Raw genomic sequence first — 24,709 nt, 5'->3', positions numbered from 1 at the left:
CACGATGAACCACCACATGTCCCGCGCGCGCAAGCCAGGCGAACGCACCGGCAACCTGGACGCGACGGTTTTCTCAGGCAGCCGGCGCGTGGCGCTCAAATGCCGCCGCCGGGTCTGGAAGATGGCAGCGCTCGCCGCGATGTTCTCGCTGTTCGCGCTGTATCTCGCGTGGCTCGAAGCGTATGACGCGGCCCCGCGTCACAACGACGACGCGCCGCTCGCGGAGGCCGCCGCGCAAGGCGCGGCGTTGAGCACAGGCACAGCGCCCGATGGCAACGCTACAGGCTCCGGTTTCGATCTCGTCAAGCGCGGCGAGTACCTCGCTCGCGTCGGCGACTGCATCGCGTGCCACACGTCGGACAAGGGCCGTCCTTTCGCGGGCGGCCTTGCGATCCACACGCCGTTCGGCACGATCTATACGCCGAACATCACGCCCGATCCGGACACGGGTATCGGCCACTGGACGGACGCCGACTTCATGCGCGCGATGCACGAAGGCATCGGCAAGGAAGGCGAGCGGCTCTATCCGGCGTTCCCGTATGTCGAGTACACGAAAGTCACCGAACTGGACGTGCAGGCGATCCGCGCATATCTGAACACAGTGGTTCCCGTGCACTACACGCCGCCCGCGAACAACCTGAGCTTTCCGTTCAATCTGCGCTGGCTGATGTTCTTCTGGAACCTCCTGAACTTCGACGAAGGCCGCTTCGTGCCCGACCCGAAGCAAAGTGCCGAATGGAATCGCGGCGCGTATCTGGTGCAGGGGCTCGCGCACTGCGAGGAGTGTCATACGCCACGCAACTTCACGCAAGGATTCAAGACGGGCGAACGATTCTCAGGGGCAATTCAGGCCGGATGGCGTGCGTACAACATCACGCCGCACAAGACGAGTGGCATCGGCGAGTGGACGGATCAGGACGTGATCGGCTATCTGTCGACGGGCGTCGCTCCCGGCCGCGCGAATGCTGCGGGGCCGATGGCCGAGGTGGTCGCGGACAGCACGCAGTATCTGGATTCCGAGGACCTGCGCTCGATCGCGACGTATCTGCGCACCGTCAAGCCGATCGACAAGGGCGAGTCGCGCACGCGGGCCGGATGGGGCGCGCCGGCAAGCGACGTGGTCGCGTTGCGCGGCACAAAGATCAATGGCGTGAATGGAGCACAACTGTTCCTCGCCAACTGCGCGACGTGCCACAACTGGACGGGCGAGGGCGTCGGCGCGAGCGCGCCGGGCGCGTATCCGTCGCTGATCCATAACACGGTGTCGGGTGCGAGCGACGCGAACAATCTCGCGATGGTGATCCTGCACGGCGTGAGCCGCACGACCAGAGTCGCCGACGTCCTGATGCCTGCATTCGACCGCGATCTGAGCGACGCGCAGATCGCCGCGATCACGAACTACGTGACGAAGCGGTTCGGCAATCCGCAATCGACCGTCAGCGTCGAGCAGATCGGCAGGCTGCGCGCGACGCCGCAATGACGGCATGAAACGCGAGTAGTGCGACGGCGACGCAGCGCGCGGCGCACGAATCCCACTACGACGTCCCTCGCGTGTCATGCCTGACGACAGGCGGACGAACGCGGGATGCCGCGCATACAGGGCTTGCGTGCGCGCACTATCATTGCTTCATGGATTCCACACTTGTCACCACCGTCCAACATCACGACGTCAATCGCGACGGACGCGATTTCGTGGTCGGCGATCTGCATGGCTGCGTCGACGCGCTGCGCTTTCTGCTGCGCGAAATCGAATTCGATCCGTCGCGCGACCGGCTGTTCTCCGTAGGCGATCTGGTCGATCGCGGCGCGCAGTCGGAAGAGGCGCTCACGCTGCTCGACAAGCCGTGGTTCCATGTCGTTCTCGGCAATCACGAGGACACGCTGTGCGCCGTTGCTGAAGGCAGGCTGAATCAGCAATGGTGGTACGGCATCGGCGGCCTGTGGAGTGAGCACGTGCCGATGGAGCGGTTGCGCGCGTATGCGCAGCGGCTGCGCGCGCTGCCGCTCGTGCGCGTGATCGGCTCGGGCAGCGACCGCTTCAATGTGCTGCACGCGGAGTTTCTCGGCACCGACGCCGAACTCGACGCAAACCGTTTCTCCGACGAGACACGCCAGCAACTGTTGTGGGGTCGCAGCCTCGCGATGGGCACGTCCGACCCGGCGAGCCAGCGCGGCCTGTCGCTCACGTATTGCGGGCATACACCCGTGCGCGAGGTGCAGCAGTTCGGCGCGCAGGTGTTCATCGACACGGGCGCGTTCGGGCCGGGCGGCAAGCTGACGGTCGTCGAGGCACGCACGACGGCGCGCTGGTCGGTGACGGTCGATCTGGCGCGCTCGGCAGGGGCATCGGCGCTTGCGCTGCCGTAGAAGGCCGTTGCGCGGGATGCGTCAACCGACCCGGCTCAGCTCGAACACCATGTCGACGGTGTTGCCGTTCCAGTTGTATTCCAGATACGCCGCGTGATGACAGTCGCGCAGCAGCGTCGTTCTGAACGCGGCGAGACATTCGCCTTCCGCATCCCGCACCGACGGATAGACGATGCCCGGCGCGCCCGCCTCGCGGATCGCGCGGCCGAGCGCCTGGCCGGGCGCATAGTCGTTCGGCGACAGCACCGATGCATCGGCTGAATCCATATCCCGCAGATCGACGACATCGCCTTGCGCGATCACCGTGTAGAGCCGCATCTGCTGGCGCATCGGCGGCTCCTGGGTCGCGGCGAGAAAGAGCCCCGAGTGATAGCGCGTTTCGGCGATCGCGGTTTCGCGCGAGCGCGCGCAGTAGAACACGCCATACGTGCCGTCGGAAAAGCGGCTGCCCTGCGGATTCAGATGCGTGAGCGCGGCCATGATCGGCCCGTAGCCGGGACCGAAGCGCCGCTCTTCGCGCGGCACGAGATCGAGATCGCCGACTTCAGTGCGCACGCGGTCGTTCGTCATCGCTTCGAGCGCGTAGAGCGCTTCGAAGTCTTCGGGCGATGCGACACGGTCGAACAGATTGACGGCGGGAAAGCGAGTCGGAATCACGCGGTACGCGGGCGTCCAGGCGAGCGATGCCGCGCGCCAACGTTCTTGCCATTGTGCTTCCGTCACGCCCAGCCGCCTCGCATTGCGTCGAGATACTGGCGCACGGCGACGAGATCGCTGACATTGCCGGCGAGCATGCGGTCGAGCGCACGGCGGCCGCCGAACGGCGGCGCGCTGTTGGGGCGCTTGATCCACGCATCGGCGGCGGCAGGCTGCGGCAGCAGGATTTGCAGCGACTTGTAGATGCCAAGCAGAAGCGACAGCCGTTCCAGCGTGTCGCGGCCGAGGCGCGCCGTTTGCGGCGAGTTTTTCCACTTGAAGAACGTCGAGCGGCCGGGCGAGCCGAGCAGGATAATCTGCTCGTCGGCGCTCAATTCCCAGTCGCGTGCGATGTTGAAGAACGCGCGCAGACCGGCGGCGGACATGTCCGCCATCGAAGGTTCGGCGGGCGGTCGTCGCAGCGGTCGTTCGGCGCTCGAGATGTGGGCGGCGGAAGACATAATGGAGTCCTGAGTTGAACTTTTTCTACATATTAGTCCATATATGGATTAATGCAAGCCCGCATGTATAATCCGCGCCACGAGTTTTGCGCGGAGGCGGCGGTGTCGTTCGGATTCAGAGTGGGAGTGGCGGTCGGTTTGCTGTGCGCGTCCGTGGCGGCGCGCGCCGAATACAAGGAAGTGTGGAATCCGCCTGAGGCCGCGCCGGGCGCCAGGCACGTCACGCATTCGAAACAAGCCGCGCCCGTTGGTTCTGGCGCGGCGGCTGGTGGGCATCGACACGCGGCTGTGCCGCGCGCGAAAGTTGCGGCGGCTAAGGCAGGCGCGAAAGTGCCGCCAAAAAAGCCAGTGGCTCGGCCGTCGCTGCTGTAAAAACGGCGCACGTGAGCGGTTCGCATATGGCGACGCGCCAGGCACGGGTTCAAGCGCAGGCCCAAGCCCGAGCCCAAACCCGAGCCCAAACCCGAGCCCAAACCCGAGCCCAAGCCCAAGCCCAAGCCCAAGCCCAAGCCCAAGCCCAAGCCCAAGCCCAAGCCCAAGCCCAAGCCCAAGCCCAAGCCCAAGCCCAAGCCCAAGCCCGAGCCGCGGCCGCGCACGCAAAACCTGCCGTCGCGGTGGCCACGCCGAAGTCCGCGCAAGCCGCCGACGTTCCGGCGCCTCAGGCCAACGGCGGCGCCATGCCGCGCGAGCTTCCGCCGATCCTCAAATAAGCGTCACCGGGCGTTGAGCCCGTTCGTCACGATCCGCAGCGTTTCGGCCGAGCGCGTGTCGCGCACGCGCGAGTGCAGCGTCACGCGCGATTCAGGCAACGGCGGCAAGCCAAGCCGCGCGCCCGAATCGACGAGACCGCGCGGCGCGACGCGCCTCGCGAGCGGCGACACGGCGAGTCCCGCCGCCGCTGCCGCGCCCACGGCAGACACCCCGCCGCCGACGAACGCTTCGCGCCACGCGATGCCCGCGCCGTCGAGCGTGCGCAGCGCGCTCGAGCGCACGTTGCATGGCGCGGCAAGCAGCGCGAGCGGCAACGGCTCACCCGCGCGCGGCTGCCATTCGGGCGCCGCGAGCCAGGACAGCGGCTCTGTGAAGAGCAACTGGCCATCCTCGTGCGGCATGCCGTCGGGCTCGGAGCGCACGACCACGGCGTCGAACCGCCGCTCGTCGTACTGCTGAAGCAGCGCAGCCGACGATCCCATATGCAGTTCCAGCACGAGCCCCGGATCATGCGCATTGACGCGCGCGAGCATCCCCGCGAGGTCGATGCCCGCGACATGCTCGCTCAACCCCAGCGCAAGACGCCGCCGGTCCACGGACAGCGAGCCGAGCGCCCGGTCGTGCGCCGTCAGCAGATCGCGCGCGCCTTCAAGGAATGCATCGCCATCCGCCGATAGACGCACGACCCGCGGCGTGCGCTCCAGCAACTGCGTGCCGACATGTGCTTCCAGCCGCTTCAGCTTGAGGCTGACGGCGGATTGCGTGGTGTCGAGCGCATCCGCGGCACGCGTGAAGCTGCGCAAATCGGCGACGAGAACAAAGGCGCGCACCGCGTCGAGATCGAGTACTTTCATTTCAATCGTAAATGGATGAAATATGCAGGCATGTCTGTTCATTATGATAGGCGCGAACTAGCCTGAATGCACTTTCTCTTCACTCAGGAGTTCGTCATGCCTCTCACCCGAATCGCATTGCGCGCCGGCAAGCCGGCTGATTACCGTCAGGCGCTCACGCAGGGCATCCAGCGCGCACTGATCGACGTTTTCAATGTGCCCGAAGACGACATCTTCATGGTCATCACCGAGCACGACGCGAGCAACTTCGTCTATGGGCGCAACTACCTCGACATCGAGCGCAGCGACGACTTCGTGCTGATCCAGATCGCCGCGAGCAACACGCGCACCGTCGACCAGAAGAAGGCGCTCTACAAACGCATCGCCGACAATCTGGCCGAAAGTCCGGGCGTACGTCGCGAGGACGTGTTCGTGAACGTCGTCGAGGTGCTGAAGGAGAACTGGTCGTTCGGCAACGGAATCGCGCAGTACGCGCTCTGAGCGTTTTCGCACGGCCGCTCGCGCACTTTCGGCGAAGCGCGCGTCGCTATAATGGCTTGCACTCCTACCCGCCATTTGCCGACGCGCGCGAGCCATGACGACCGATCAAAACGACGCTTCCCACGACCCTTTGCAATTCGGCGGCTCCGTCTGGTTCCGTTCCGGCGAACAGACGCTCGGCGGCGCGCAACGCATCGCACTGCTCGCCGCGATCGGCGACACGGGCTCGATCACGGGCGCGGCGAAAGCCATCGGCATGAGCTACAAGGCCGCGTGGGACGCCATCGACGCAATGAACAATCTCGCCGGCGAGACGCTCGTGATCCGCTCGACGGGCGGCAAGGGCGGCGGCGGCACGACGCTCACGCCGCGCGCACGTACGCTGATCGACACGTTTCACGCGGTCGAGCGCGAGCATCGGTTGTTTCTGGAGCGCGCCGGCGCCGCAATTGCCGGATTCAGCGACGACTGGCGGCTGATCGGCCGCATCGGCATGAAGACGAGCGCGCGCAACCAGCTGTACGGCAAGGTCAGCGCGATCCGGCGCGGCACCGTCAACGACGAAGTATCGCTTGCGCTGCCGGGCGGACAGGTCATCGTCGCGATCGTCACGCACGAAAGCACGGAGACGCTCGGGCTCGCGGTCGGCGGGGAAGCCGTGGCGCTCGTGAAGGCGTCGTCGGTGCTGCTGGCTGCCGACGACGGCACGGCGCAACGGCTGTCGACGCGCAACCGCCTGAGCGGCAAGGTGTCGGCGGTGCAGCGCGGGGCCATCAACGCGGAAGTGTCGCTTGCGCTCGAAGGCGGCGCTGTCGTCACGGCCGTCGTCACGAACGAGAGCGTCGACGAGCTGGGCATCGCCGAGGGCGAGGCGCTCGTGGCCGCGTTCAAGGCGTCGAGCGTGATTCTCGGCGTGACTACTGCTTAGGGATGATGGGCCGATGGCGCCGCGTTTGCCCGGCGCGGTGCAGCGGTGCACTCGGTTAGGAAAGAGTGCGCACGTAGCCCTTGAACGGCGCGTTTTCGCGCACGCTGCCGTCGTACACCTGAACGACCTGATCTCCGAACGCGGCGACATCGTCGGGATCATGCGTGATCAACAGCATCGGAATGTCGAGCCGCGTTTGCAGATCGCACAGCTCGCGCCGCATGCGCTCGCGCAGCGCGTGATCGAGCGCCGAAAACGGCTCGTCGAGCAGCAGCAGCCGCGGCTGTGCGACGAGCGCCCGCGCCAGCGCCACGCGCTGCTTTTGCCCGCCGGAAAGTTGCGCCGGATGGTGCCCGGCGACGCCTTTCAGGTCCAGCGTATCGAGCCAGTAATCGATCTGCGGATGCGAGAAACGCCGGCCCGGATTGAGCCAGCCTGAGTGCATGCCGAAGCCGATGTTCTGCCGCACGTTCAAATGCGGAAACAGCGCGTAGTCCTGGAACAGGTACGCGAGGCGGCGCGCCTGCGGCTTCTGGTCGATGCCGCGCGCGCTGTCGAAGAGGGCGTCGCCGTGCAGCGTGATCTTGCCTTCGTCGGGGCGCAGCAGGCCCGCGATCGCCTGCAGCGTCAGGCTCTTGCCCGCGCCCGACGGCCCGAACAGCACGATGCGCTGCGCGCTCGCGCTGAACGACACGTCGAGCGTGAACTGGCGCTCGGCCGTGTGCAGGGATTTGCGGATGTCGACGGTGAGCGGCATGTCAGCGGGAAGTCATCAGCGAATGTTGCGGCACGAGCCGGCCCGCTAGCAGCAGGATCGCGACGCAGGTGATCGACGTCACGAGCACGAGGATATTGGCCGTGTTGTCGTCGCCGGCCTGCACGGCGGCGTAGACGGCCACCGACAGCGTCTGCGTGCGGCCCGGCAGATTGCCGGCGATCATCAGCGTCGCGCCGAATTCGCCGAGCGCGCGTGCGAACGCGAGCAGCGCGCCCGCCAGAATGCCGCGCGACGCGAGCGGCAGCGTCACGCGAAAGAAGATGGCCGCTTCGTTCACGCCAAGCGTGCGCGCCGCGCGTTCGAGCTGCGGATCGACGGATTCGAACGCCGCGCGCGCGGACTTCAGCACGAGCGGAAACGCCACGACCATCGACGCGATCACCGCGCCCTGCCACGTGAACACCAGCCGGATATCGAAGCGGTCGAGCCATACGCCGATTACGCCTCGCCGGCCGAGCAGCACCAGCAGGTAATAGCCGAGCACCGTTGGCGGCATGACGAGGGGCAGCGTCAACAGCGAATCGATCACGTCGCGCGCGCCCGAGCGCCAGCGCGACAGGCCGAGGCCGAGCGCGACGCCGAGCACGACGTTCAGCGCGGTCGCCCAGCCCGCGACCTTCAGCGACAGCAGCAGCGGAATCCAGGCCTGTTCCATCATGCGCGCCTTGCCTCGAATGACCGCTCAGTGCGCCGGCTTGAAGCCGTACTTCGCGAGCACGGCCTGGCCCGCCGGCGACAGCACGAATGCGATGAACGACTGCGCGTCGGCGGCATGCCTGCTGCCTTCGACCTGCGCGATCGGATAGGTGATCGGCGTGATCGTCGGCACGGTCAGCGCGACTTTGACCTTGTCGGGCATGACGGCGGCATCGGTGCCGAAGACGAAGCCGGCGTCGACTTCGCCGCGCGACACGTAGTCGAGGCTCTGGCGCACGTTGGACGCGAGCACGCCCTTCGCGCTGACGGCATCCCACACGCCCGCCGATTTCAGCGCGCCTTCCGTATAGCGGCCCACGGGCACCGATGCCGGATCGCCGTACGCGACGCGCTTCACGCTTGCGGTCGTCAACTCGTTCAGCGTAGACGGCGCGCGCTTGCTGTCCGCCGGCACGATCAGCACGAGCGAATTCGCGGCGAAGTCCGTACGCGTCGACGGCACGATGACTTTTTGCACGCCGGCCTTGTCCATTGCCTTCTGATCGGCGGAAGCGAACACATCGGCGGGCGCGCCCTTCGCGATCTGCTGCATCAGCACGTCCGATGCGCCGAAGTTGAACAGCAGCTTCGCGCCGGGATGCTGCTGCTCGTACGCATCGCCGACGGCCTTGAACGCGTTGGTCAGGCTGGCGGCAGCGGAGACGATGATCTCGTCGGCGCGAGCCTGCGCGCTGAAGGCAATGGAGAGCGCGCTCGCGGCGAGCGCGGCGCGCTTCAGAAAGCGATGGATCGACGTGACGGACATGGGCACGTGGCGCCGGACTGGCCGGAAACGAGTTGAAAACGCCATCGTAATATATGTACGGTTACAGCGCTCGACATGTTGAGCATATCGGGGCCTGAATGGCGAATCTTTTACGCGTCGGAATCTTGCAGCGGAATGGCGACGTTGCGCGTGTTCGGCAACGGCGAGAATGGCGTGACGGGCACGCTCGTATCGCGCAGTGTCCGCCAGCTGCCGCGGACGAACGGCCGGTCGTGGCCGGAGACCTTCAGCGCGAGATGCGTGACCCAGCGGTGCGTCGGCACATGTACGTTGTGCAGGCCGAGCGCGATGAACATCAGACTCAGCGCGACGGGGACGATGGACACGCGTCCCGGCGTCGCGTTCCACGCAATGCGGATGAACACGAGCGCCGTCAACGCGCCGACGATGCAGCCCGTGATCGCCTCGGAAGGCGAATGCGCCTCGATGACGATGCGCGAAAAGCTGACCAGCGCGCCGCCGAACAGCGCCAGCGCCACGCCGGCGACACGCATGGCGGGCGGCGCGGGCAGCAGCACGAGAAAGGCCGCGACGGGGTAGACGGCCGTGGCGAGCATCGCGTGTCCGCTCAGGCCGGTGAAGTCCCACATGCGCACGCCGACGCCCCAGCCGAGAAACGCTACCTTCGTCGCCGTGACGAGCGCGATGGCCACGCCGAGCAGAAAGAGCCAGCCGGCCGCGAGCTTCCACGAATAGCCGACGGACAGCCACAGAGCGATGGCGAAGGCGAGCGGCAGCGTCAGTCCGGCGCCGCCGAAGCTGGTGATCAGATACCAGAAGTGATATGGCAGATGAGGCATGGGCATTTGTTCACGACATGGAATCGGGCGCAGCGTGTTGCGGCCTGCGGCCGGAGGATTCGTGCGCCGTGCGGCGGTGCGGGATCGGATAGCGCTTTTCCCAGAGCACTTTCGCGCGGCGCATATTTTATAAGTATAGAGGGAGTAGTTCGGCCGCAGTCGCAAACAGAAACGCTATAACTGACAGATGCTAGGACAATTCGGAAATCGTGTGAGGAAAGACGTGTGACGACAGCCTTTTCGCTGAATCCACATCGGCCAACGTTCAGCATCGCACCGGGATTGGTGTTATTGTGCATTGCACAAGTCTGCTTTCTAGGCAGACAGCATTGATCCCTATTTGCGAGAAAATCCTATGCCGAAAAGCCTTACGAAAATCTGGCTAGGCGGCCTCAAGCGCCTCTTTGCGATCCAGACAGAGCACGCCCGCGCGACGTTGAAGCGTGCGTCCAAGACCAAGCGTCCCGTGACGCGGCCTGCGGCGCCCGTCGCCAAGCCTTCGGTGAAAGTGCGCAAGACCGTCACCCGCGACGTGCCGCAGCACGGCGCGCGCGAATCGCGCGTGCGGCCGCGCGCCGCCGCATGGGCGGGCGGCACGTGGACGCGCTCGTTTCACTCGGCGCCCGCCGCGCCGGGCAGCCTTGTCAATCATCTGCAATACGGGCTGTATCTGCCCGCCGGCAAGTCGCTCAAGCACGTGCCGCTCATCGTGATGCTGCACGGCTGCAATCAGTCAATCGACGAATTCGCCGAAGGCACGCGCATGAATCTGCTCGCCGACCGCTACGGCTTCGCAGTCTTGTACCCGGAGCAGTCGAAGCACGCGCACGCGCATCGCTGCTGGCATTGGTACGACGATACGGACCGCGCCGGCCGGGCCGAGGCGCGCTCCGTGGTGTCGCTCGTCGATGCGCTTGTCGAGTCGTACCGTTTCGACCGCGAGCGGGTCTATGTGGCCGGGCTGTCGGCGGGCGCGGGGCTGGCGACGCTGCTGGCGCTGCACTTTCCGGACCGATTCGCAGCCGTCGCGCTGCATTCGGGGCCGGCGTTCGGCGAGGCGCACTCCGGCATCACCGCGATGGACATCATGCGGCGCGGCACGCGACAGGACCCCGTGACGCTCGTCGATGCTCTCGCGGACGTGACCGCGTATCCGGGCATGCCCGCCATCATTCTGCAAGGCGAGTCCGACCACGTGGTTGCGCCCGTCAACGCGGAGCAGCTGACCGAGCAGTTCCTGCGGCTGAACGGCATCGTCGACGCGCAGGGCGTGCGCAAGGTCGGCGACGTGAAGGAGGACCGCAAGGCGACCGTCATCACGCGCGACTACACGCGCGGCGGGCGGCGCGTAGTGCGGCTGTGCCGCGTTCAAGGGCTGGGTCACGCATGGAGCGGCGGCGACGACGCGGTGCCGTTCCATTCGTCGAAAGGGCCGGATGCGAGCAGCCTGTTGTGGGATTTCTTCAGGCATCAGCGCCGCGCCGAGTCGACGCGCGTGCCCGCTCGCGCCACGGAAGGCGCCCGTACGCGCGCCAGTTGACAAATTGCCACACTTCGAATTGGGTGCTGGCGTAAACCAAGGGTTTTCCCCTATAATGCGGGTTATCCCCAGGTGTCAGCCACCTAACGCCACATTCGAGGTTCACCATGTATCTGATCAGCCGCTTTTTCCTGTTCCTGACGAAGTCCTACGACGAGCGCGTCAAAGAGCGCAACGACGCCTACCTGGCAGAAGCTGCGGATGTGCACGACCTCGAGTTCCGCATGCGCAAGATCGATCGCGAATCGCAAATGCGCCATCCGTCGTGGATGAGCCAGGGCTAAGCTGAATCGCGCTGACCGGCGTGTGTGAGCCGGCCAGAAACGCGCGCTCAACGTGGGCGCAGCGCGCCAGCGTCGCCCGGCGCGCTTTTGCATGATCGACGACAGCCGTGGACAGTCCTTCTCGCCACGCCCCTGTTCTTCAGATCATCGGGTCCGCCTCCCTGGGCACGTGAATCCACTTCGCGGGCACCTTCTCCAGTTCCGCAAGCGTCCTTGCGGATCGAATTTCTCCGATTGGGTCACCGGATTGAACATCCGGAACCATGGCTGCGCATCGCAGCCCGTCGTTGCCGCCCACTGCCAGCAGAGCCGTTGTTCACGCAAAGTGGAAGTCGAGCGCGGTAGTACAGCGTGGCGTTGTCGTCCGTGCGCAGATCGCAGCGAAAACGGACGAGTCCGCGACGAAATGTGCGTGGAGATCGTGAGCGCGGGCCATGTGCTGTCGAAGAGCGCCCGCATGAAGGGGCGGGCGCCTTAATGCAGATGAGCCGCCGAACTCAAACCACCTTTACGCGCACATCGACATTGCCACGCGTCGCGTTCGAGTACGGACACACCTGATGCGCCGCGTTCACCAGATCCTGCGCCGCCGCCGCGTCGAGACCCGGCAGCGACACGCGCAATTCGATATCCAGCGCGAAGCCGCCTTTGTCGTTCGGGCCGACGCCGACATCGGCCGTCACCGTCGTGTCAGCGGGCACAGCCTGCTTGCGCTGGCCGGCGACGAACTTCATCGCGCTCAGAAAACACGCCGAGTAGCCGGCGGCGAACAGTTGTTCCGGGTTCGTGCCTTGCGCGCCGTTGCCGCCGAGTTCACGCGGTGCGGACAGCTTCACGTCGAGCACGTTGTCCGATGAGATCGCGCGACCGTCGCGACCGCCGTTGCTCGTTGCCGTTGCCTTGTACAGTACGTTCATTTTTCCGCTCCTTGATCGGTTTCAGTGATTGGGTCAGTGCTTGCCGGTCTTTTCGCGCGCATCGCTATCGGACTGGCATGCGATAAAGATAGCGTACAAATCATTTGTGTACAAACTATATTGCCTATCGATCCGATAGCCGCCGATAGCTACGCCGGACTCGCGTTTTCAGTAGCGGTCGAGATGGTCGTTCAGGGTGCCGCGCAATTTCGTCAGATCGTCGCGCAGCCGTGTGAGGAACTCGGGCGTCTGCTGGGTAGCGCAGAAAATTTCGCCCGGCACATCGCGTGCAGTGCGTTTGAGCGCGACGCCCGATTTCGTCAGCCGGATAAACACAAGCCGTTCGTCCTCGGTGCCGCGCAAGCGCTCGATATAGCCTTGCGCTTCGAGCCGCTTGAGCAGCGGCGTGACCGTCGCCGAGTCCAGATTCAGGCGCGCGGCGATGTCCTTCACGGTGACGTCGTCGCTTTCCCACAGGATCAGCATCGTCAGATATTGCGGGTAAGTGAGTCCGAGCCGGTCGAGAATCGGCTTGTACGCTTTAGTCATCGCAAGGGACGTCGAATAGAGCGCGAAGCAGAGCTGCTCGTCGAGCGTGACGGGAAAAGCGGTGCGCTGGGTCATGTGCGTCCCCTGAAGCGAAGCGTGCGAATGGATTGCGTGCAAACTATTGTGCCGCAAAAACGGCACAACGGACCAATGCAAACGGACGGGAAACCCACGCCGCATAGCGACGGCGCAGGTCCGAAGAAAGCCGGCTCTTACGAAGACGGCGAAGAAGGCGCAGGCGGCAGCGGCTGTCCGGGCGACTGCACGCCGAAGCAGCCGCGATAGGTCGCATAAAACGAGCAGTAGAGCATCGTGGTGACGATGATCGACGCGGGCATCAGGATCACGAGCGCGAGATCGCCCGCGCCGATCGCCTGCAGCAGCGCGGACAGTCCGATCGACACCGTTGTCGCGACGGCGAACCACAGCGCGCCATACACGACGAAGGCGCCGCGATTTCGCCAGCAACTGACGATGCTGAAGAACATCGCCTTGATGGTCGGCACGTCGTGCCATGCGGTGAGAATCGGCGCGAACCAGAACAGCATGGCGACGGGCACATAGAATGCGAGCGCCGTCAGCACGGCCAGCGGGATATCGCTGTTCGCGATGGCTTCCGGCTGCATCGATTCGCCGCTGACCATCAGATGCAACAGCACGCCGCCGTCCGCGAGCGCCGAGCCCAGCATTACGATGGCCATCGCGATGATGTAGAGCACGCCGAGCAGCAGCAGGCGCTTTGCGACCTGGCTGCCGTACGAGCGGAAGCCGTCGACGAGTATCGTCGGCAGCACCGGCTTGCCCGCAATCGTGTCGCGGCACGCCGCCATGAAGCCGACCGCGACGCCCGGAATCAGCATCAGCGGCAGCACGCCGCCGATGATGGGAATGAGCGAGATGGCCGTCATCGCGAGCAGGTACGCGAAAAACAGCGTGAGAAACGCAAGCGGGTTCTTGCGAAAGAGCCAGATTCCTTGCCGGAACCAGACGTAGCCGGTTTTCGCCGGGACTTCGATCAGTTGCATGAGGTATGAATGCCAGGGAGTGCGACGCCAGCGAGGCGCTCGCGAAGAATGCGCTCGAAATGACCCGGGTCGTGCGGCTTGAGCAGTTCGGCGGCGCGCGGCATATGAAAATCATACAGGCGAGACACCCAGAAGCGGTACGCGCCCGCGCGCAACATGTCGCCCCAGTGCCGGTTTTCGGCGGGAGTGAACGGGCGCACCGTCTGATAGGCACGTAGCAACGCTTCGACGCGTGCTTCGTCGAGCTTGCCCGTGGCGAGATCGGCGCACCAGTCGTTGACCGTCACGGCGACGTCGAAGAGCCACTTGTCGCAGCCCGCGAAATAAAAGTCGAAGAAGCCGCCGAGCGCGACTTCATGATGCGTATCGGGCGCCGCGTGCGCGAACAGCACGTTGTCGCGGAACAGATCGCAATGGCACGGACCCTCCGGCAGCGACGCATAATCCGCCGACGCAAAGAACGCCTGCTGATGTGCGAGTTCTTCCGTGAGCAGCGTGCGTTGCGCACCTGTGACGAATGGCACGATGCTCGGCACCGTTTCCTGCCACCACGGCAGGCTGCGCAGATTCGGCTGATGATGCGGGAAATCGCGGCCCGCCAGATGCAGCCGCGCGAGCATCTGGCCCACTTCGACGCAATGCGCGACGCCGGGCGCGAGTTCTGGCGCGCCGTCGAGCTTCGTGACGACCGTCGCGGGCTTGCCGTTGAGCATGCCGAACAGCGCACCGTCGTCGCGCGGCATCGGGTCCGGCACGGGCACGCGATGCGACGCCAGATGGCGCATCAGGTCGAGATAGAACGGCAGTTGCCCGGCCGTCAGCTTTTCGAAAATGGTGAGGACGTACTCGCCGCGCGTGGTCGTCAGAAAGAAATTGCTGTTCTCTATTCCGGATGTGATGCCGCGCAAGTCGACGACTTCGCCGAGATTGTAGTGGCGCATCCAGTCTGCGAGCTGGGCTTCGGTGACAGCGGTGAAAACGGCCATGCGTGGGGGCGTCGAATCAGGTTGTTCGGCTGGCGCGATGCCAGTGTGAGCCGGGGCAAGCGGGTTGAAAACGTCGTTGCCTTCGTTGTACGGCGTTGTGCGTCGATGTGATGGGTGCCGGATGTGATGTTCGCCAGCGCCTATCGGGTTGAAGCAGGCTGGCGCGCATCGCCACGAGTGGGCGCACGCGCCGGCTCGCGTCGATCAGTAATGCAGGTTCACGGACGGCAGGCGCGCGGGCGGCTTGCCGGATTCGTACACTTTCGGCGACGTGTCGGTGGGCGCGCTCATCTGGTAGCGCGTGCCGAAGTTCGAGCGCACGTCGATCTCGACGGGCTTGCCCTTGTCGCGGTATTCGGTGATTTCGGTGCCGTTGCCGCTGCGCTCGTAGAAGCTCGGCGTACGCGGCTTGTTGATCTCGACCTTCGAGCTGACTTCGGCCGCGGGACGGTTGATCGCTCTCAGATCCGGCAGGCCCGCGCGTTCGTTGGCTTCGGCTTGTGCGTCTGCGTCTTTCGCGGACTGGGCAGGCTGGGCAGCCATCGCCACGCCGCTGACGGCGAGCGCCAGCGCAACTGCGGCGGGGAAGAGCGGCTTCATGATGTTTCTCCGATTGGATGGCCCGATTCTAGCAAATCCAGTGCTGCTCACGGGCATGAGCAGCGGGCGATAGCCTTATTTTGCGCGCTTCTCGCGCGGCATGCGCGGCATGTGTGCGAGGCGTCGCACGGACCGCGCGATCATGTGTGCGCGTGATAGCGCAGGCGGCTGATGAGCGGGTGCGCGGACATCAGAAAGCGCGGGTTCCGTGGTAATGTCGTCGCATCAATCGAGGCGAACGAAGATGAACTACGATACCAATCAACGCGCGGTGCACATGCCCGCTAACGCGTTCCCGACCGAGGCCTTCGACGACGCCGCCGATGCCGTCACGCGCCTGTCCGCCATCTATGAAGCGAACACATCGTTCCTGCGCGATGCGTTTGCGCGTTTCCGGCGCAACGAGCCTTTCGACCGGCGCGTGCGCGCGTGCTATCCGTTCGTGCGCGTGCGCACGGAAATGAACACCCATGTCGATTCGCGCCGCTCGTATGGCTTCGTCGCTGGTCCGGGCGTGTTCGAGACCACGGTGACGCGGCCCGATCTGTTCGGCAATTACTATCGCGAGCAATTGCGCCTGCTGGTGAAGAACCATCATGTGGCCGTCGAAGTGGGCGTGTCGGATCAGCCGATTCCCATTCACTTCGCGTTCGCCGAGGGCATCCACCTCGAAGGCGATCTGGACCGGGAGCGCCTGCTCTCGATGCGCGATGTGTTCGACCCGCCCGATCTCGCGCTGCTCGACGACCGCATCGTCAACGGCACCTACGAGCCGATGCCCGGCGAGCCGCATCCGCTGGCGCTCTTCACGGCGGCGCGCGTCGACTTTTCGCTGCATCGGCTCAAGCACTACACAGCGACGTCGCCCACGCATTGCCAGAACTATGTGCTGTACACGAACTATCAGTTCTATATCGACGAGTTCGTGAAGCTCGGCCGCACGATGATGGCGAAGACCGACGACGCCGATCTGCGCGCGTACCGCAGCGAGTACACGTCGTTCGTCGAGCCGGGCGACGTGATCACGTACAACGCGAATATCGGCGAGCAGGACGACGAAGGCACGGCGCCGCCGCGCCTGCCGCAGATGCCCGCGTATCACCTGAAGCGCGCGGACGGCAGCGGCATCACGATGATCAACATCGGTGTCGGCCCGTCGAACGCGAAGACCATTACGGATCACATCGCAGTGCTGCGCCCGCACGCCTGGATCATGCTCGGCCACTGCGCGGGTCTGCGCAACACGCAGCGTCTCGGCGACTATGTGCTCGCGCACGGCTATGTGCGCGAGGATCACGTGCTCGACGACGACCTGCCGCTGTGGGTGCCGATTCCTGCCCTCGCCGAAGTGCAGGTCGCGCTGGAGCGCGCCGTCGCGCAGGTCACGCAGCTCGACGGCGCGGAGTTGAAGCGCGTGATGCGCACGGGCACGGTCGCGAGCGTCGACAACCGCAACTGGGAGTTGCGCGATCATCGCGAGCCGGTGCAGCGCCTGTCGCAAAGCCGCGCGATCGCGCTCGACATGGAAAGCGCGACGATCGCCGCGAACGGCTTCCGTTTCCGCGTGCCGTACGGGACGCTGCTGTGCGTGTCCGACAAGCCGCTGCACGGCGAACTGAAGCTGCCCGGCATGGCCGACCAGTTCTATCGCGCGCAGGTCGACCAGCATTTGCAGATCGGCGTGAAGGCGATGGAGATTCTGCGCACCAACGGACTGCACAAGCTTCACAGTCGCAAGCTGCGCAGCTTCGCCGAAGTGGCGTTTCAGTAGTGGCGTGTGCGGTACGCGCGTGTGAGCGCTTGTCAGCCGACGAACGGGAGTCCGGCGAGCCCCGCGAGCGCGCCGGCTCCGAGCAGCCATAAAGGATGAATGCGCGTCCTGAACGCGAGCACCGCGCATGTGCCCGTGATGACCCACGCGAGCCATGACGTGTCCGACGCCTGCGCGATGAGAACCGCGCTCGCCGCGACGAGACCCGCCGTCACGGGCACGAGCCCCTTCTGCGCGATGCGCCGCCACGGACGGTCCTTGAAGCGGTTCCACGCGTGCATCGCGAGCAGCGTGACGACGGACGACGGTCCGAACTTCGCGAGCGACGTCACGAGCATCCCCGCCCAGCCCGCCACATGCCAGCCGACGAGCGTCACGACCATCATGTTCGGCCCCGGCGCGGCCTGCGCGAGCGCGAAAAGCGCGCTGAATTCGCTGGCCGGCATCCAGTGATGCACCTCGACGACCTGCCGCTGCATCTCCGGCAAGATGGTGTTGCCGCCACCGAACGCGAGCAGCGATAGCTGGCTGAAGATGACGGCGAGCGCAATCAACGTATCGGTCATTTCGATACCTCGTTCTGGCGACGCGGCGTTTGCGCCTGTGCCGCAGCCGTATCGGCTTTCGCCACGCGCGATGCGATGTAGATGCTGAGCGGCGTCAGTACGAGCATCGTCGGCAGCAGCGGGAAGCGCAGCAATGCGATCGCGACGAAGCCCAGCGCGGCGATCGTCGCGGCTCTCGGGTCGTGGCGCAGCGGCAGCAGAATCTTGACGGCCATCGCGATCAGCAGGCCGGCTGCCGCTGCCGCGAGTCCGGCGAACAGATGCCTGATGTGCGGATCGTTCTGCGTGCGCTCGTAGATCACGCCCAGTGCGATCACAACGAGCGACGGTCCGGCGATCAGTCCGAGAATGCCCGCCAGCGCGCCGCGCAGGCCGCGAAAGCGCATGCCCAGAGCCACCGACAGATTGATCACGTTGCCCCCCGGCAGGAACTGGCACAGGCCGAGCAGATCGGTGAATTCGGCGGCCGTCAGCCAGCGGCGCTGCTCGACGATGGTCCGCCGCGCGAGCGGCAGCGCGCCGCCGAACGACGTCAGGCCGAGGCCCAGAAAGCCCATGAAGATTTCGCGCGTGGTCGGAGGGGGCGCATGCTCCGGCGCGTCGGGGTGCTGATCCATCGCGTTCACTATTCAGTACAAGGCGTGAAGATTAGCGCCGATTCCGGGCGGCGCAAAACGATTTATCGGGCACGTCCTTGTGATCTAGAATCACAAGGATGAATGCAAGGACGAACCGCAAGCTTCCCCCGTTCCCGGCGCTGCGCGCCTTCGAAGCCGCGGCGCGGCACAACAGCTTCACGTCCGCCGCGGACGAGCTTCATGTGACGCACGGTGCAATCAGCCGTCAGGTGGCCGCATTCGAGGCATGGGTCGGCGTGAACGTGTTTCATCGCGTCGGCAAGCGGGTGCGGCTGACGGAAGACGGCCGCCGCTATCTATCGACGGTGCAGGCGGCGTTCGACAGCATCGCCGCGGCGACCGATCAGTTGCGCGACACAGGCGTCGTGCACGTGCTGCGCGTGAACGCGCTGCCGACGTTCGCGATGAAGTGGCTGCTGCCGCGGCTCTCGCAGTTTCAGCGGATGGCGCCGAACGTCGAGCTGCGGCTATCGACGTCGAATGCGCCCGTCGAAACGCTCGACAGCTTCGACGTCGCCGTGCGGCGCGGGCCCGCGCACTGGCCCAATTGCGCGAGCGGGCAGTTTCTCGAAGAAAGCGAGCTTCCTGTGTGCAGTCCCGCGCTATTGCAGCGCCTGCCGATCCATGCGGCCGACGATCTCGCGCGTCATGTGCTGCTGCATTCGGATACGCGGCCTGACGCGTGGCAGCACTGGCTGCACGCGGCGGGCGTCACCGCGAAGTGCCGCAAGAAGCAGTCGTTCGATCACTTCTACCTGGCGTTGCAGGCGGCCGTGGATGGCTTGCGCGTCGCGCTCGGACCAATGCCGCTGGTCGACGACGAGCTGGCGTCGGGGCGGCTGGTGATGCCGTTAAAAGGACCGCGCATCGGCGCGCGCGGCTACTGGTGGGTCGCGCGGCGCGAAGTGGCGAACGCGCCGCTCGTCGGACAGTTTTGCCGCTGGCTCGAAGCACAGGCGGCGCAGACGAAAGTGGAAACGGGAGCAGAAGTTGATACGCCGGCAACGACACACGGCAAGACGCATGTCGCGTCGCGATAGACGTGATGATGGACAACGCAACGCACTGTCCGCCATGCGCGCTTCAAACCATCACAGGTAGAACATCCGGTCTTCGTCCGACTTCGCGGGATGCGCTTCGGGCTCTTCACGCTCTTCATAGAATGCGAGCACGGCTTCGAGCACCTGGTCGGGCTCGTCGATCACCTGCATCAGGTTCATGTCCTCGGGATTGATGAGGCCCATCGGCACCAGTTGCGCTTCGAACCAGCCGAGCAGGCCCTTCCAGAACTCCGCGCCGACGAGAATGATGGGCACATGTCGCGACTTCTTTGTTTGAATCAGCGTGAGCACTTCGGCGAGTTCGTCGAGTGTGCCGAAGCCTCCCGGCATCACGATGACGGCATCCGAGTTCTTCACGAACGTGACCTTGCGCGTGAAGAAGTGGCGAAAGCGCAGCGAGATGTCCTGCCACTGGTTGCCCGATTGCTCGTGAGGCAATTCGATGTTCAGGCCGACGGACGGCGCCTTGCCTGCATGTGCGCCCTTGTTGGCCGCCTCCATGATGCCGGGGCCGCCGCCGGAGATCACAGCGAAGCCGGCATCGGAGAGCTTGCGTGCAATAGTGGTGGCCAGTTTGTAGTACGGCGAGTTCGGTTTCAGACGTGCCGAACCGTAGATGCTCACGGCCGGGCGGATCTCCGACAGGTACTCGGTCGCCTCGATAAACTCTGCCATAATCGTGAACATCTGCCACGATGCGCGGGCCTTCTTGGCTGTTGCGCGCTCTTGATCTGCGAGCGATCGCAGACTCGGAATCACTTTTCTCTTAGTCATAATGCCTGAAGAACAGAACCTGGAAGGTAAGACCCTGCTATTGGTTGACGGTTCGAGTTATCTGTACCGGGCCTACCATGCGATGCCTGATCTGCGCGGTCCAGATGGCGGACCAACAGGTGCGCTCTACGGAATCATCAACATGCTGCGCCGTATGCGCAAGGAAGTTACGGCAGAGTATAGCGCGTGCGTGTTCGATGCCAAAGGCAAGACGTTTCGCGACGACTGGTACCCGCAATACAAGGCGCACCGTCCGTCGATGCCCGAAGATCTGGCCAAGCAGATCGAGCCGATTCACGTTGCCGTGCGCTCGCTCGGCTGGCCGCTTCTGATGATCGAAGGCGTCGAGGCCGACGACGTGATCGGCACGCTCGCGCGGCGCGCGGAACAGCGCGGCATGAACGTGATCGTATCCACGGGGGACAAGGATCTGGCGCAGCTCGTGACGGATCATGTCACCCTCATCAATACGATGACGAACGAGAAGCTCGACCGCGAAGGCGTCGTCGCGAAGTTCGGCGTGCCGCCCGAGCGCATCGTCGACTACCTGTCGCTGATCGGCGATACCGTCGACAACGTGCCGGGTGTCGAGAAATGCGGCCCGAAAACGGCACTCAAATGGCTCACGCAATTCGAAACCCTCGATGGCATCGTCGCACACGCGAATGAAATCAAAGGTGCGGTAGGAGACAATCTGCGGCGTGCGCTCGATTTCCTGCCGATGGCGAAAAAGCTCGTCACGGTCGAGACGGAATGCGATCTGACCGAGCACGTGAACTCGTTCGAAGAGACGCTCGCCACGCGACCCGAAGCGCGCGAGGAGTTGCGCGACATCTTCACGCGTCACGGCTTCAAGACGTGGCTGCGCGAAGTGGAAATCGCCGATGCCGTCGAAGGGCCCGAGACGGATGTGCCGCCCGCGCCGACCGTCGACGGCGAGCGCGCGCGCGAGTACGACACCGTGCAGACGTGGGAGCAGCTCGACGCGTGGCTCGCGAAGCTCGACGCCGCCGACATCACGTCGTTCGATACGGAGACCACGTCGCTCGATCCGATGGTTGCGCGGATCGTCGGCATTTCGATCGCGGTCGAAGCGGGCAAGGCCGCGTATATTCCGCTCGCGCATCGCGGGCCGGATACGCCCGTGCAACTGCCGCGCGACGAAGTGCTCGCGAAGCTCAAGCCGTGGCTCGAAAGCGCGGACAAGAAGAAGGTCGGCCAGCATGTGAAGTACGACGAGCAGGTGCTCGCGAACTACGGCATCACGATGAACGGCATCGAGCACGACACGCTGTTGCAGTCATATGTGCTCGAATCGCATCGTCCGCATGACATGGACAACCTCGCGTTGCGCCATCTCGGCCTCACGACGATCAAGTACGAGGACGTGGCGGGCAAGGGCGCATCGCAGATCGGCTTCGATGAAGTGCCACTCGACAAGGCATCCGAATACGCGGCCGAAGATGCCGACATCACGCTGCGCCTGCATCGTGCGCTGTTTCCGCAGATCGCCGCGGAAGTGCCGCTCGATCACGTGTACCGGAACATCGAAGTGCCGACGTCGCGCGTGCTGCGCAAGATGGAGCGCAACGGCGTGCTGATCGACGCGGAAAAGCTGCGCGTGCAGAGCAACGAGATCGCAACGCGTCTCGTCGAACTCGAAAAAGAGGCCTATGAACTGGCGGGCGGCGAATTCAATCTCGGCTCGCCGAAGCAGATCGGGCAGATCTTTTTCGAAAGGCTGGAGTTGCCCGTCATCAAGAAGACGCCGAGCGGCGCGCCGTCCACCGATGAAGAAGTGCTGCAAAAGCTTGCCGAAGATTTTCCGCTGCCGAAAATTTTGCTCGAGCATCGTGGCCTGTCGAAGCTGAAGTCGACATACACGGACAAGCTGCCGCGCATGGTCAACGCGACCACGGGCCGCGTGCATACGAACTATGCGCAGGCCGTCGCGGTGACGGGGCGCCTCGCATCGAATGATCCGAATCTGCAGAACATTCCCGTGCGCACGGGTGAAGGCCGCCGCATCCGCGAAGCGTTCATCGCGCCGGCCGGACACAAGCTCGTGTCGGCGGACTACTCGCAGATCGAGTTGCGGATCATGGCGCATATCTCCGGCGATGAAGCGCTGCTGCGCGCGTTCAAGCAGGGCGAAGACATTCACCGCGCTACGGCATCCGAAGTGTTCAGCGTGACGCCGCTCGAAGTGTCGAACGATCAGCGGCGCATCGCGAAGGTCATCAACTTCGGCCTGATCTACGGGATGAGCTCGTTCGGTCTCGCATCGAACCTCGGCATCACGCGCGATGCCGCGAAGCTCTATATCGACCGCTATTTCGCGCGTTATCCGGGCGTTGCCGCGTACATGGAGAACACACGTTCGAGCGCGAAGGCGAAGGGTTACGTCGAGACCGTGTTTGGCCGGCGTCTGTGGCTGCCCGAGATCAACGGCGGCAACGGCCCGCGCCGCCAGGCCGCGGAGCGCGCCGCGATCAATGCGCCGATGCAGGGCACGGCCGCCGACCTGATCAAGATGTCGATGATCGCGGTTCAGAAGTGGATCGAAGAGTCGGGCATTGGCACGCGCATGATCATGCAGGTGCACGACGAACTGATTCTCGAAGTGCCGGACGACGAGCTCTCCGATGTCCGCAAGCGCTTGCCGGAACTGATGTGCGGCGTCGCGCAACTGAAGGTGCCGCTCGTCGCCGAAGTGGGCGCGGGCGCGAACTGGGAAGAAGCGCACTGACATGCCAGTCATGCGTGCCACGACACACTGACACAGCATTGTTGCTTCTCCAGGTCAACGGGACAATGCGCGGAACGACGAGCGGGACACGTCGCTCGCAAGTCACAGTCGCACATGACGGACTTGTGACTTGTCCCGCTGGTCGCCGACAATCGACAGAACGCGAATAACAACAAACAAAAGCGGCCGCACACGCGCGAAGTGAGCCGCATCGACGCACAACTTGTCGTTTCATACGGAGAGTCCTGATGCATCGTTTTGTCGTCGTGGGTGGAGGTGCGGGCGGTCTCGAGCTGGCGACGCGGCTCGGCGACCGTTATGCGCGCAAGAAGAGAAATGGCGTGCCGCTCGCGCAGGTCACGCTGGTCGACCGTTATCCGACGCATATCTGGAAACCGCTGCTGCATGAAGTTGCAGCGGGCAGCATGGACCCTTTCACGCAGGAACTCGAATACGCGGCGCAGGCGCGCTGGCACGGCTTCGAATTCCAGCAGGGCGAACTGACCGCGCTCGATCGCACCGCAAAACGAATCACGCTCGGCCGCGTGCTCGACGACGACGGCGCCGAGCTTCTTCCCGAACGCGGGCTCGAATACGACACGCTCGTCATCGCGATCGGCAGCACCACGCATTTCTTCGGCGTGAAGGGCGCGCCGGAATGTTCGATTGCGCTCGACACCGTCCAGCAGGCCGAGCGCTTTCGCAAGCGCCTCATTGCCGCCTGCATGCGCGCCGAGCATCAGGCGCATGAGCCCGTCGAATCGAATCCCGGCACGCACGCATCGACGGAGCCGCGCATCCAGGTCGCGATCGTCGGCGGCGGCGCAACGGGTGTCGAGCTGTCGGCGGAACTGCGCAATACGGCGCAGGTGCTGTCCGCGTACGGGCTGCATAAGCTCGATCCGCGTCATGACGTCGGCATCGTGCTGATCGAAGCGGGGCCGCGCATTTTGCCGGCGCTACAGGAGCGCGTATCGACGGCGACGGCCGAACTGCTGCAAAAGCTCGGCGTGAAGCTGATGGTGGGCGAGACGGTTGCGGAAGTCGCGCCGGGCCTCGTGCGCACGGCAAGCGGCAAGACCGTCCGCGCCGACCTGACCGTGTGGGCCGCGGGCATCAAGGCGCCGCCCGTATTGAGCCAGCTCGACGGCTTGCCTGTGAACCGGCTCGGCCAGTTGCAGGTGCGCCGCACGCTGCAGACCGAGATCGACGACAACGTGTTTGCGCTCGGCGATTGCGCAGCGTGCCCGTGGCCCGGCAACGAGCGCAACGTGCCGCCTCGCGCGCAGGCCGCGCATCAGCAGGCGAGCTTTCTGTTACGCGCATTCGGCAATCTGCTCGAAGGCCGGCCGCTGCCCGAGTTCACGTATCACGACTTCGGCTCGCTGGTGTCGCTTGGGCACTTCAGCGCGGTCGGCAATCTGATGGGCGGCGTGATCGGCGGCAACATGCTGATCGAAGGGCTCTTCGCGCGCTTCATGTACATGTCGCTGTACCGGCTGCATATCGCGGCACTGCACGGCTACGCGCGGATGGTGCTCGATACGTTCGCGCACTGGTTGCGGCGCACTACATTGCCGCGCGTGAAGCTGCACTGATTGCCGGTCGATGCTTCTGCAACGGAATGCGCTTGCGCGTATGCTGTGTCGACGGGAGTTAGTGCTTTAGCACTTACTCCGGTCCCATACAGG

Annotated in this window: 26 protein-coding genes and 1 pseudogene; 11 read left to right on the top strand and 16 right to left on the bottom strand. The window is 64.7% G+C overall.

Going from position 1 to position 24,709, the window contains the following annotated elements; genetic code table 11:
- The first annotated feature begins 4 nt into the window (after positions 1-4).
- Together AB4Y32_RS17135 and AB4Y32_RS17130 are read left to right on the top strand one after the other, a co-directional pair.
- Positions 5-1,480, top strand: coding sequence for a cytochrome c (locus AB4Y32_RS17135; RefSeq protein WP_368722476.1), 1,476 nt, complete (start codon positions 5-7; stop codon positions 1,478-1,480).
- Positions 1,481-1,629: 149 nt separating this feature from the next.
- Complete coding sequence (locus AB4Y32_RS17130) at positions 1,630-2,367, top strand: metallophosphoesterase (RefSeq protein WP_368722475.1); 738 nt, start codon at positions 1,630-1,632, stop codon at positions 2,365-2,367.
- 21 nt (positions 2,368-2,388) lie between these two features.
- Here AB4Y32_RS17130 and AB4Y32_RS17125 read toward each other — a convergent pair whose 3' ends face one another.
- Both AB4Y32_RS17125 and AB4Y32_RS17120 read right to left on the bottom strand, forming a co-directional pair.
- Positions 2,389-3,090, bottom strand: a complete 702-nt coding sequence (locus tag AB4Y32_RS17125; protein WP_368722474.1) for an RES family NAD+ phosphorylase — start codon at positions 3,088-3,090, stop codon at positions 2,389-2,391.
- Positions 3,087-3,458 (bottom strand): MbcA/ParS/Xre antitoxin family protein, encoded by a 372-nt coding sequence (locus AB4Y32_RS17120; protein ID WP_368722473.1) that lies wholly within the window; start codon positions 3,456-3,458, stop codon positions 3,087-3,089. Before AB4Y32_RS17120 ends, AB4Y32_RS17125 begins: the two co-directional genes overlap by 4 nt.
- Positions 3,459-3,587: 129 nt before the next feature.
- Between AB4Y32_RS17120 and AB4Y32_RS17115 the strand changes: the two genes are divergently transcribed.
- On the top strand, positions 3,588-3,896 hold the full coding sequence (locus tag AB4Y32_RS17115) for a hypothetical protein (RefSeq protein ID WP_368722472.1): 309 nt from the start codon (positions 3,588-3,590) through the stop codon (positions 3,894-3,896).
- Positions 3,897-4,237: 341 nt separating this feature from the next.
- Here AB4Y32_RS17115 and AB4Y32_RS17110 read toward each other — a convergent pair whose 3' ends face one another.
- Complete coding sequence (locus AB4Y32_RS17110; RefSeq protein WP_368722471.1) at positions 4,238-5,089, bottom strand: LysR family transcriptional regulator; 852 nt, start codon at positions 5,087-5,089, stop codon at positions 4,238-4,240.
- A 96-nt stretch (positions 5,090-5,185) separates the two neighbouring features.
- Between AB4Y32_RS17110 and AB4Y32_RS17105 the strand changes: the two genes are divergently transcribed.
- Positions 5,186-5,569: a tautomerase family protein gene (locus tag AB4Y32_RS17105; RefSeq protein WP_368722470.1), complete on the top strand. Its 384-nt coding sequence runs from the start codon at positions 5,186-5,188 to the stop codon at positions 5,567-5,569.
- A 94-nt stretch (positions 5,570-5,663) separates the two neighbouring features.
- The gene (locus AB4Y32_RS17100) at positions 5,664-6,497 is read left to right on the top strand and encodes a TOBE domain-containing protein (protein ID WP_368722469.1); all 834 of its coding nucleotides are present in this window, start codon (positions 5,664-5,666) and stop codon (positions 6,495-6,497) included.
- A 55-nt stretch (positions 6,498-6,552) separates the two neighbouring features.
- Here the strand turns inward: AB4Y32_RS17100 and AB4Y32_RS17095 are convergent, their stop codons facing one another.
- The 4 genes from AB4Y32_RS17095 to AB4Y32_RS17080 all read right to left on the bottom strand — a co-directional run bounded on the left by AB4Y32_RS17095 (position 6,553) and on the right by AB4Y32_RS17080 (position 9,558).
- Entirely contained in the window at positions 6,553-7,254 is a 702-nt protein-coding gene (locus tag AB4Y32_RS17095; protein WP_368722468.1) for an ATP-binding cassette domain-containing protein, read from the bottom strand.
- Position 7,255: 1 nt separating this feature from the next.
- Positions 7,256-7,930 (bottom strand): molybdate ABC transporter permease subunit, encoded by a 675-nt coding sequence (gene modB / locus AB4Y32_RS17090; protein ID WP_368722632.1) that lies wholly within the window; start codon positions 7,928-7,930, stop codon positions 7,256-7,258.
- A gap of 27 nt (positions 7,931-7,957) precedes the next feature.
- On the bottom strand, positions 7,958-8,737 hold the full coding sequence (gene modA / locus AB4Y32_RS17085; protein ID WP_368722467.1) for a molybdate ABC transporter substrate-binding protein: 780 nt from the start codon (positions 8,735-8,737) through the stop codon (positions 7,958-7,960).
- A gap of 110 nt (positions 8,738-8,847) precedes the next feature.
- Positions 8,848-9,558, bottom strand: coding sequence for a phosphatase PAP2 family protein (locus AB4Y32_RS17080; RefSeq protein ID WP_368722466.1), 711 nt, complete (start codon positions 9,556-9,558; stop codon positions 8,848-8,850).
- A gap of 355 nt (positions 9,559-9,913) precedes the next feature.
- Here AB4Y32_RS17080 and AB4Y32_RS17075 point away from each other — a divergent pair, with 355 nt between their 5' ends.
- Positions 9,914-11,098, top strand: a complete 1,185-nt coding sequence (locus AB4Y32_RS17075; RefSeq protein WP_368722465.1) for an extracellular catalytic domain type 1 short-chain-length polyhydroxyalkanoate depolymerase — start codon at positions 9,914-9,916, stop codon at positions 11,096-11,098.
- 107 nt (positions 11,099-11,205) lie between these two features.
- Positions 11,206-11,382: a DUF3563 family protein gene (locus AB4Y32_RS17070; RefSeq protein ID WP_368722464.1), complete on the top strand. Its 177-nt coding sequence runs from the start codon at positions 11,206-11,208 to the stop codon at positions 11,380-11,382.
- A 207-nt stretch (positions 11,383-11,589) separates the two neighbouring features.
- On the opposite strand, the pseudogene AB4Y32_RS17065 reads toward AB4Y32_RS17070, so the two are convergent.
- The 6 genes and pseudogenes from AB4Y32_RS17065 to AB4Y32_RS17040 all read right to left on the bottom strand — a co-directional run.
- Positions 11,590-11,685, bottom strand: a pseudogene (locus tag AB4Y32_RS17065) (FAD-binding domain-containing protein); the annotation flags it as partial.
- Positions 11,686-11,879: 194 nt separating this feature from the next.
- Positions 11,880-12,299: an organic hydroperoxide resistance protein gene (locus AB4Y32_RS17060; RefSeq protein WP_368722463.1), complete on the bottom strand. Its 420-nt coding sequence runs from the start codon at positions 12,297-12,299 to the stop codon at positions 11,880-11,882.
- Positions 12,300-12,467: 168 nt separating this feature from the next.
- Positions 12,468-12,923: a MarR family winged helix-turn-helix transcriptional regulator gene (locus tag AB4Y32_RS17055; RefSeq protein WP_368722462.1), complete on the bottom strand. Its 456-nt coding sequence runs from the start codon at positions 12,921-12,923 to the stop codon at positions 12,468-12,470.
- A gap of 137 nt (positions 12,924-13,060) precedes the next feature.
- The gene (locus AB4Y32_RS17050; RefSeq protein ID WP_368722461.1) at positions 13,061-13,873 is read right to left on the bottom strand and encodes a BPSS1780 family membrane protein; all 813 of its coding nucleotides are present in this window, start codon (positions 13,871-13,873) and stop codon (positions 13,061-13,063) included.
- Positions 13,864-14,859: a homoserine kinase gene (locus AB4Y32_RS17045; protein WP_368722460.1), complete on the bottom strand. Its 996-nt coding sequence runs from the start codon at positions 14,857-14,859 to the stop codon at positions 13,864-13,866. The genes AB4Y32_RS17050 and AB4Y32_RS17045 overlap by 10 nt, the downstream gene beginning before the upstream one ends.
- Positions 14,860-15,063: 204 nt before the next feature.
- On the bottom strand, positions 15,064-15,459 hold the full coding sequence (locus tag AB4Y32_RS17040) for a hypothetical protein (protein WP_368722459.1): 396 nt from the start codon (positions 15,457-15,459) through the stop codon (positions 15,064-15,066).
- A 244-nt stretch (positions 15,460-15,703) separates the two neighbouring features.
- Between AB4Y32_RS17040 and AB4Y32_RS17035 the strand changes: the two genes are divergently transcribed.
- Positions 15,704-17,230, top strand: a complete 1,527-nt coding sequence (locus tag AB4Y32_RS17035) for an AMP nucleosidase (protein ID WP_368722458.1) — start codon at positions 15,704-15,706, stop codon at positions 17,228-17,230.
- A gap of 32 nt (positions 17,231-17,262) precedes the next feature.
- On the opposite strand, the gene AB4Y32_RS17030 is transcribed toward AB4Y32_RS17035, so the two are convergent.
- Positions 17,263-17,796 (bottom strand): chromate transporter, encoded by a 534-nt coding sequence (locus tag AB4Y32_RS17030; protein ID WP_368722457.1) that lies wholly within the window; start codon positions 17,794-17,796, stop codon positions 17,263-17,265.
- A complete protein-coding gene (locus AB4Y32_RS17025; RefSeq protein WP_368722456.1) occupies positions 17,793-18,413 on the bottom strand; it encodes a chromate transporter in 621 nt (206 codons plus the stop codon). Before AB4Y32_RS17025 ends, AB4Y32_RS17030 begins: the two co-directional genes overlap by 4 nt.
- 98 nt (positions 18,414-18,511) lie before the next feature.
- On the opposite strand from AB4Y32_RS17025, the gene AB4Y32_RS17020 reads away from it, so the two are divergent.
- Positions 18,512-19,474: a transcriptional regulator GcvA gene (locus tag AB4Y32_RS17020; protein ID WP_368722455.1), complete on the top strand. Its 963-nt coding sequence runs from the start codon at positions 18,512-18,514 to the stop codon at positions 19,472-19,474.
- A 51-nt stretch (positions 19,475-19,525) separates the two neighbouring features.
- Here AB4Y32_RS17020 and AB4Y32_RS17015 read toward each other — a convergent pair whose 3' ends face one another.
- Positions 19,526-20,269 carry a TIGR00730 family Rossman fold protein gene (locus tag AB4Y32_RS17015; protein ID WP_368722454.1) on the bottom strand — a complete coding sequence of 248 codons (744 nt, stop codon included), beginning with the start codon at positions 20,267-20,269 and terminating at the stop codon, positions 19,526-19,528.
- Position 20,270: 1 nt separating this feature from the next.
- Here AB4Y32_RS17015 and polA point away from each other — a divergent pair, with 1 nt between their 5' ends.
- Together polA and AB4Y32_RS17005 are read left to right on the top strand one after the other, a co-directional pair.
- Positions 20,271-23,018 (top strand): DNA polymerase I, encoded by a 2,748-nt coding sequence (gene polA, locus AB4Y32_RS17010; protein ID WP_368722453.1) that lies wholly within the window; start codon positions 20,271-20,273, stop codon positions 23,016-23,018.
- A gap of 248 nt (positions 23,019-23,266) precedes the next feature.
- Positions 23,267-24,616, top strand: a complete 1,350-nt coding sequence (locus tag AB4Y32_RS17005; RefSeq protein ID WP_368722452.1) for an NAD(P)/FAD-dependent oxidoreductase — start codon at positions 23,267-23,269, stop codon at positions 24,614-24,616.
- The last annotated feature ends 93 nt before the right edge of the window (positions 24,617-24,709 follow it).

This window comes from Paraburkholderia phymatum (genome assembly GCF_040965635.1).
GTDB lineage: Bacteria > Pseudomonadota > Gammaproteobacteria > Burkholderiales > Burkholderiaceae > Paraburkholderia > Paraburkholderia phymatum_B.
The sequence above is the reverse complement of the archived record's forward strand: the minus strand, read 5'-3'. Positions and strand labels throughout refer to the sequence as shown.

Coding starts and splice junctions, on each gene's coding strand:
- AB4Y32_RS17115 (WP_368722472.1), top strand. CDS start 3,588: ATGTATAATCCGCGCCACGAGTTTTGCGCGGAGGCGGCGGTGTCGTTC.
- AB4Y32_RS17050 (WP_368722461.1), bottom strand. CDS start 13,873: ATGCAACTGATCGAAGTCCCGGCGAAAACCGGCTACGTCTGGTTCCGG.
- AB4Y32_RS17035 (WP_368722458.1), top strand. CDS start 15,704: ATGAACTACGATACCAATCAACGCGCGGTGCACATGCCCGCTAACGCG.
- AB4Y32_RS17005 (WP_368722452.1), top strand. CDS start 23,267: ATGCATCGTTTTGTCGTCGTGGGTGGAGGTGCGGGCGGTCTCGAGCTG.
- AB4Y32_RS17025 (WP_368722456.1), bottom strand. CDS start 18,413: ATGGATCAGCACCCCGACGCGCCGGAGCATGCGCCCCCTCCGACCACG.
- AB4Y32_RS17075 (WP_368722465.1), top strand. CDS start 9,914: ATGCCGAAAAGCCTTACGAAAATCTGGCTAGGCGGCCTCAAGCGCCTC.
- polA (WP_368722453.1), top strand. CDS start 20,271: ATGCCTGAAGAACAGAACCTGGAAGGTAAGACCCTGCTATTGGTTGAC.
- modB (WP_368722632.1), bottom strand. CDS start 7,930: ATGGAACAGGCCTGGATTCCGCTGCTGCTGTCGCTGAAGGTCGCGGGC.
- AB4Y32_RS17120 (WP_368722473.1), bottom strand. CDS start 3,458: ATGGCGGACATGTCCGCCGCCGGTCTGCGCGCGTTCTTCAACATCGCA.
- AB4Y32_RS17060 (WP_368722463.1), bottom strand. CDS start 12,299: ATGAACGTACTGTACAAGGCAACGGCAACGAGCAACGGCGGTCGCGAC.
- AB4Y32_RS17110 (WP_368722471.1), bottom strand. CDS start 5,089: ATGAAAGTACTCGATCTCGACGCGGTGCGCGCCTTTGTTCTCGTCGCC.
- AB4Y32_RS17080 (WP_368722466.1), bottom strand. CDS start 9,558: ATGCCTCATCTGCCATATCACTTCTGGTATCTGATCACCAGCTTCGGC.
- modA (WP_368722467.1), bottom strand. CDS start 8,737: ATGTCCGTCACGTCGATCCATCGCTTTCTGAAGCGCGCCGCGCTCGCC.
- AB4Y32_RS17030 (WP_368722457.1), bottom strand. CDS start 17,796: ATGACCGATACGTTGATTGCGCTCGCCGTCATCTTCAGCCAGCTATCG.
- AB4Y32_RS17070 (WP_368722464.1), top strand. CDS start 11,206: ATGTATCTGATCAGCCGCTTTTTCCTGTTCCTGACGAAGTCCTACGAC.
- AB4Y32_RS17015 (WP_368722454.1), bottom strand. CDS start 20,269: ATGACTAAGAGAAAAGTGATTCCGAGTCTGCGATCGCTCGCAGATCAA.
- AB4Y32_RS17130 (WP_368722475.1), top strand. CDS start 1,630: ATGGATTCCACACTTGTCACCACCGTCCAACATCACGACGTCAATCGC.
- AB4Y32_RS17095 (WP_368722468.1), bottom strand. CDS start 7,254: ATGCCGCTCACCGTCGACATCCGCAAATCCCTGCACACGGCCGAGCGC.
- AB4Y32_RS17105 (WP_368722470.1), top strand. CDS start 5,186: ATGCCTCTCACCCGAATCGCATTGCGCGCCGGCAAGCCGGCTGATTAC.
- AB4Y32_RS17135 (WP_368722476.1), top strand. CDS start 5: ATGAACCACCACATGTCCCGCGCGCGCAAGCCAGGCGAACGCACCGGC.
- AB4Y32_RS17020 (WP_368722455.1), top strand. CDS start 18,512: ATGAATGCAAGGACGAACCGCAAGCTTCCCCCGTTCCCGGCGCTGCGC.
- AB4Y32_RS17100 (WP_368722469.1), top strand. CDS start 5,664: ATGACGACCGATCAAAACGACGCTTCCCACGACCCTTTGCAATTCGGC.
- AB4Y32_RS17045 (WP_368722460.1), bottom strand. CDS start 14,859: ATGGCCGTTTTCACCGCTGTCACCGAAGCCCAGCTCGCAGACTGGATG.
- AB4Y32_RS17055 (WP_368722462.1), bottom strand. CDS start 12,923: ATGACCCAGCGCACCGCTTTTCCCGTCACGCTCGACGAGCAGCTCTGC.
- AB4Y32_RS17040 (WP_368722459.1), bottom strand. CDS start 15,459: ATGAAGCCGCTCTTCCCCGCCGCAGTTGCGCTGGCGCTCGCCGTCAGC.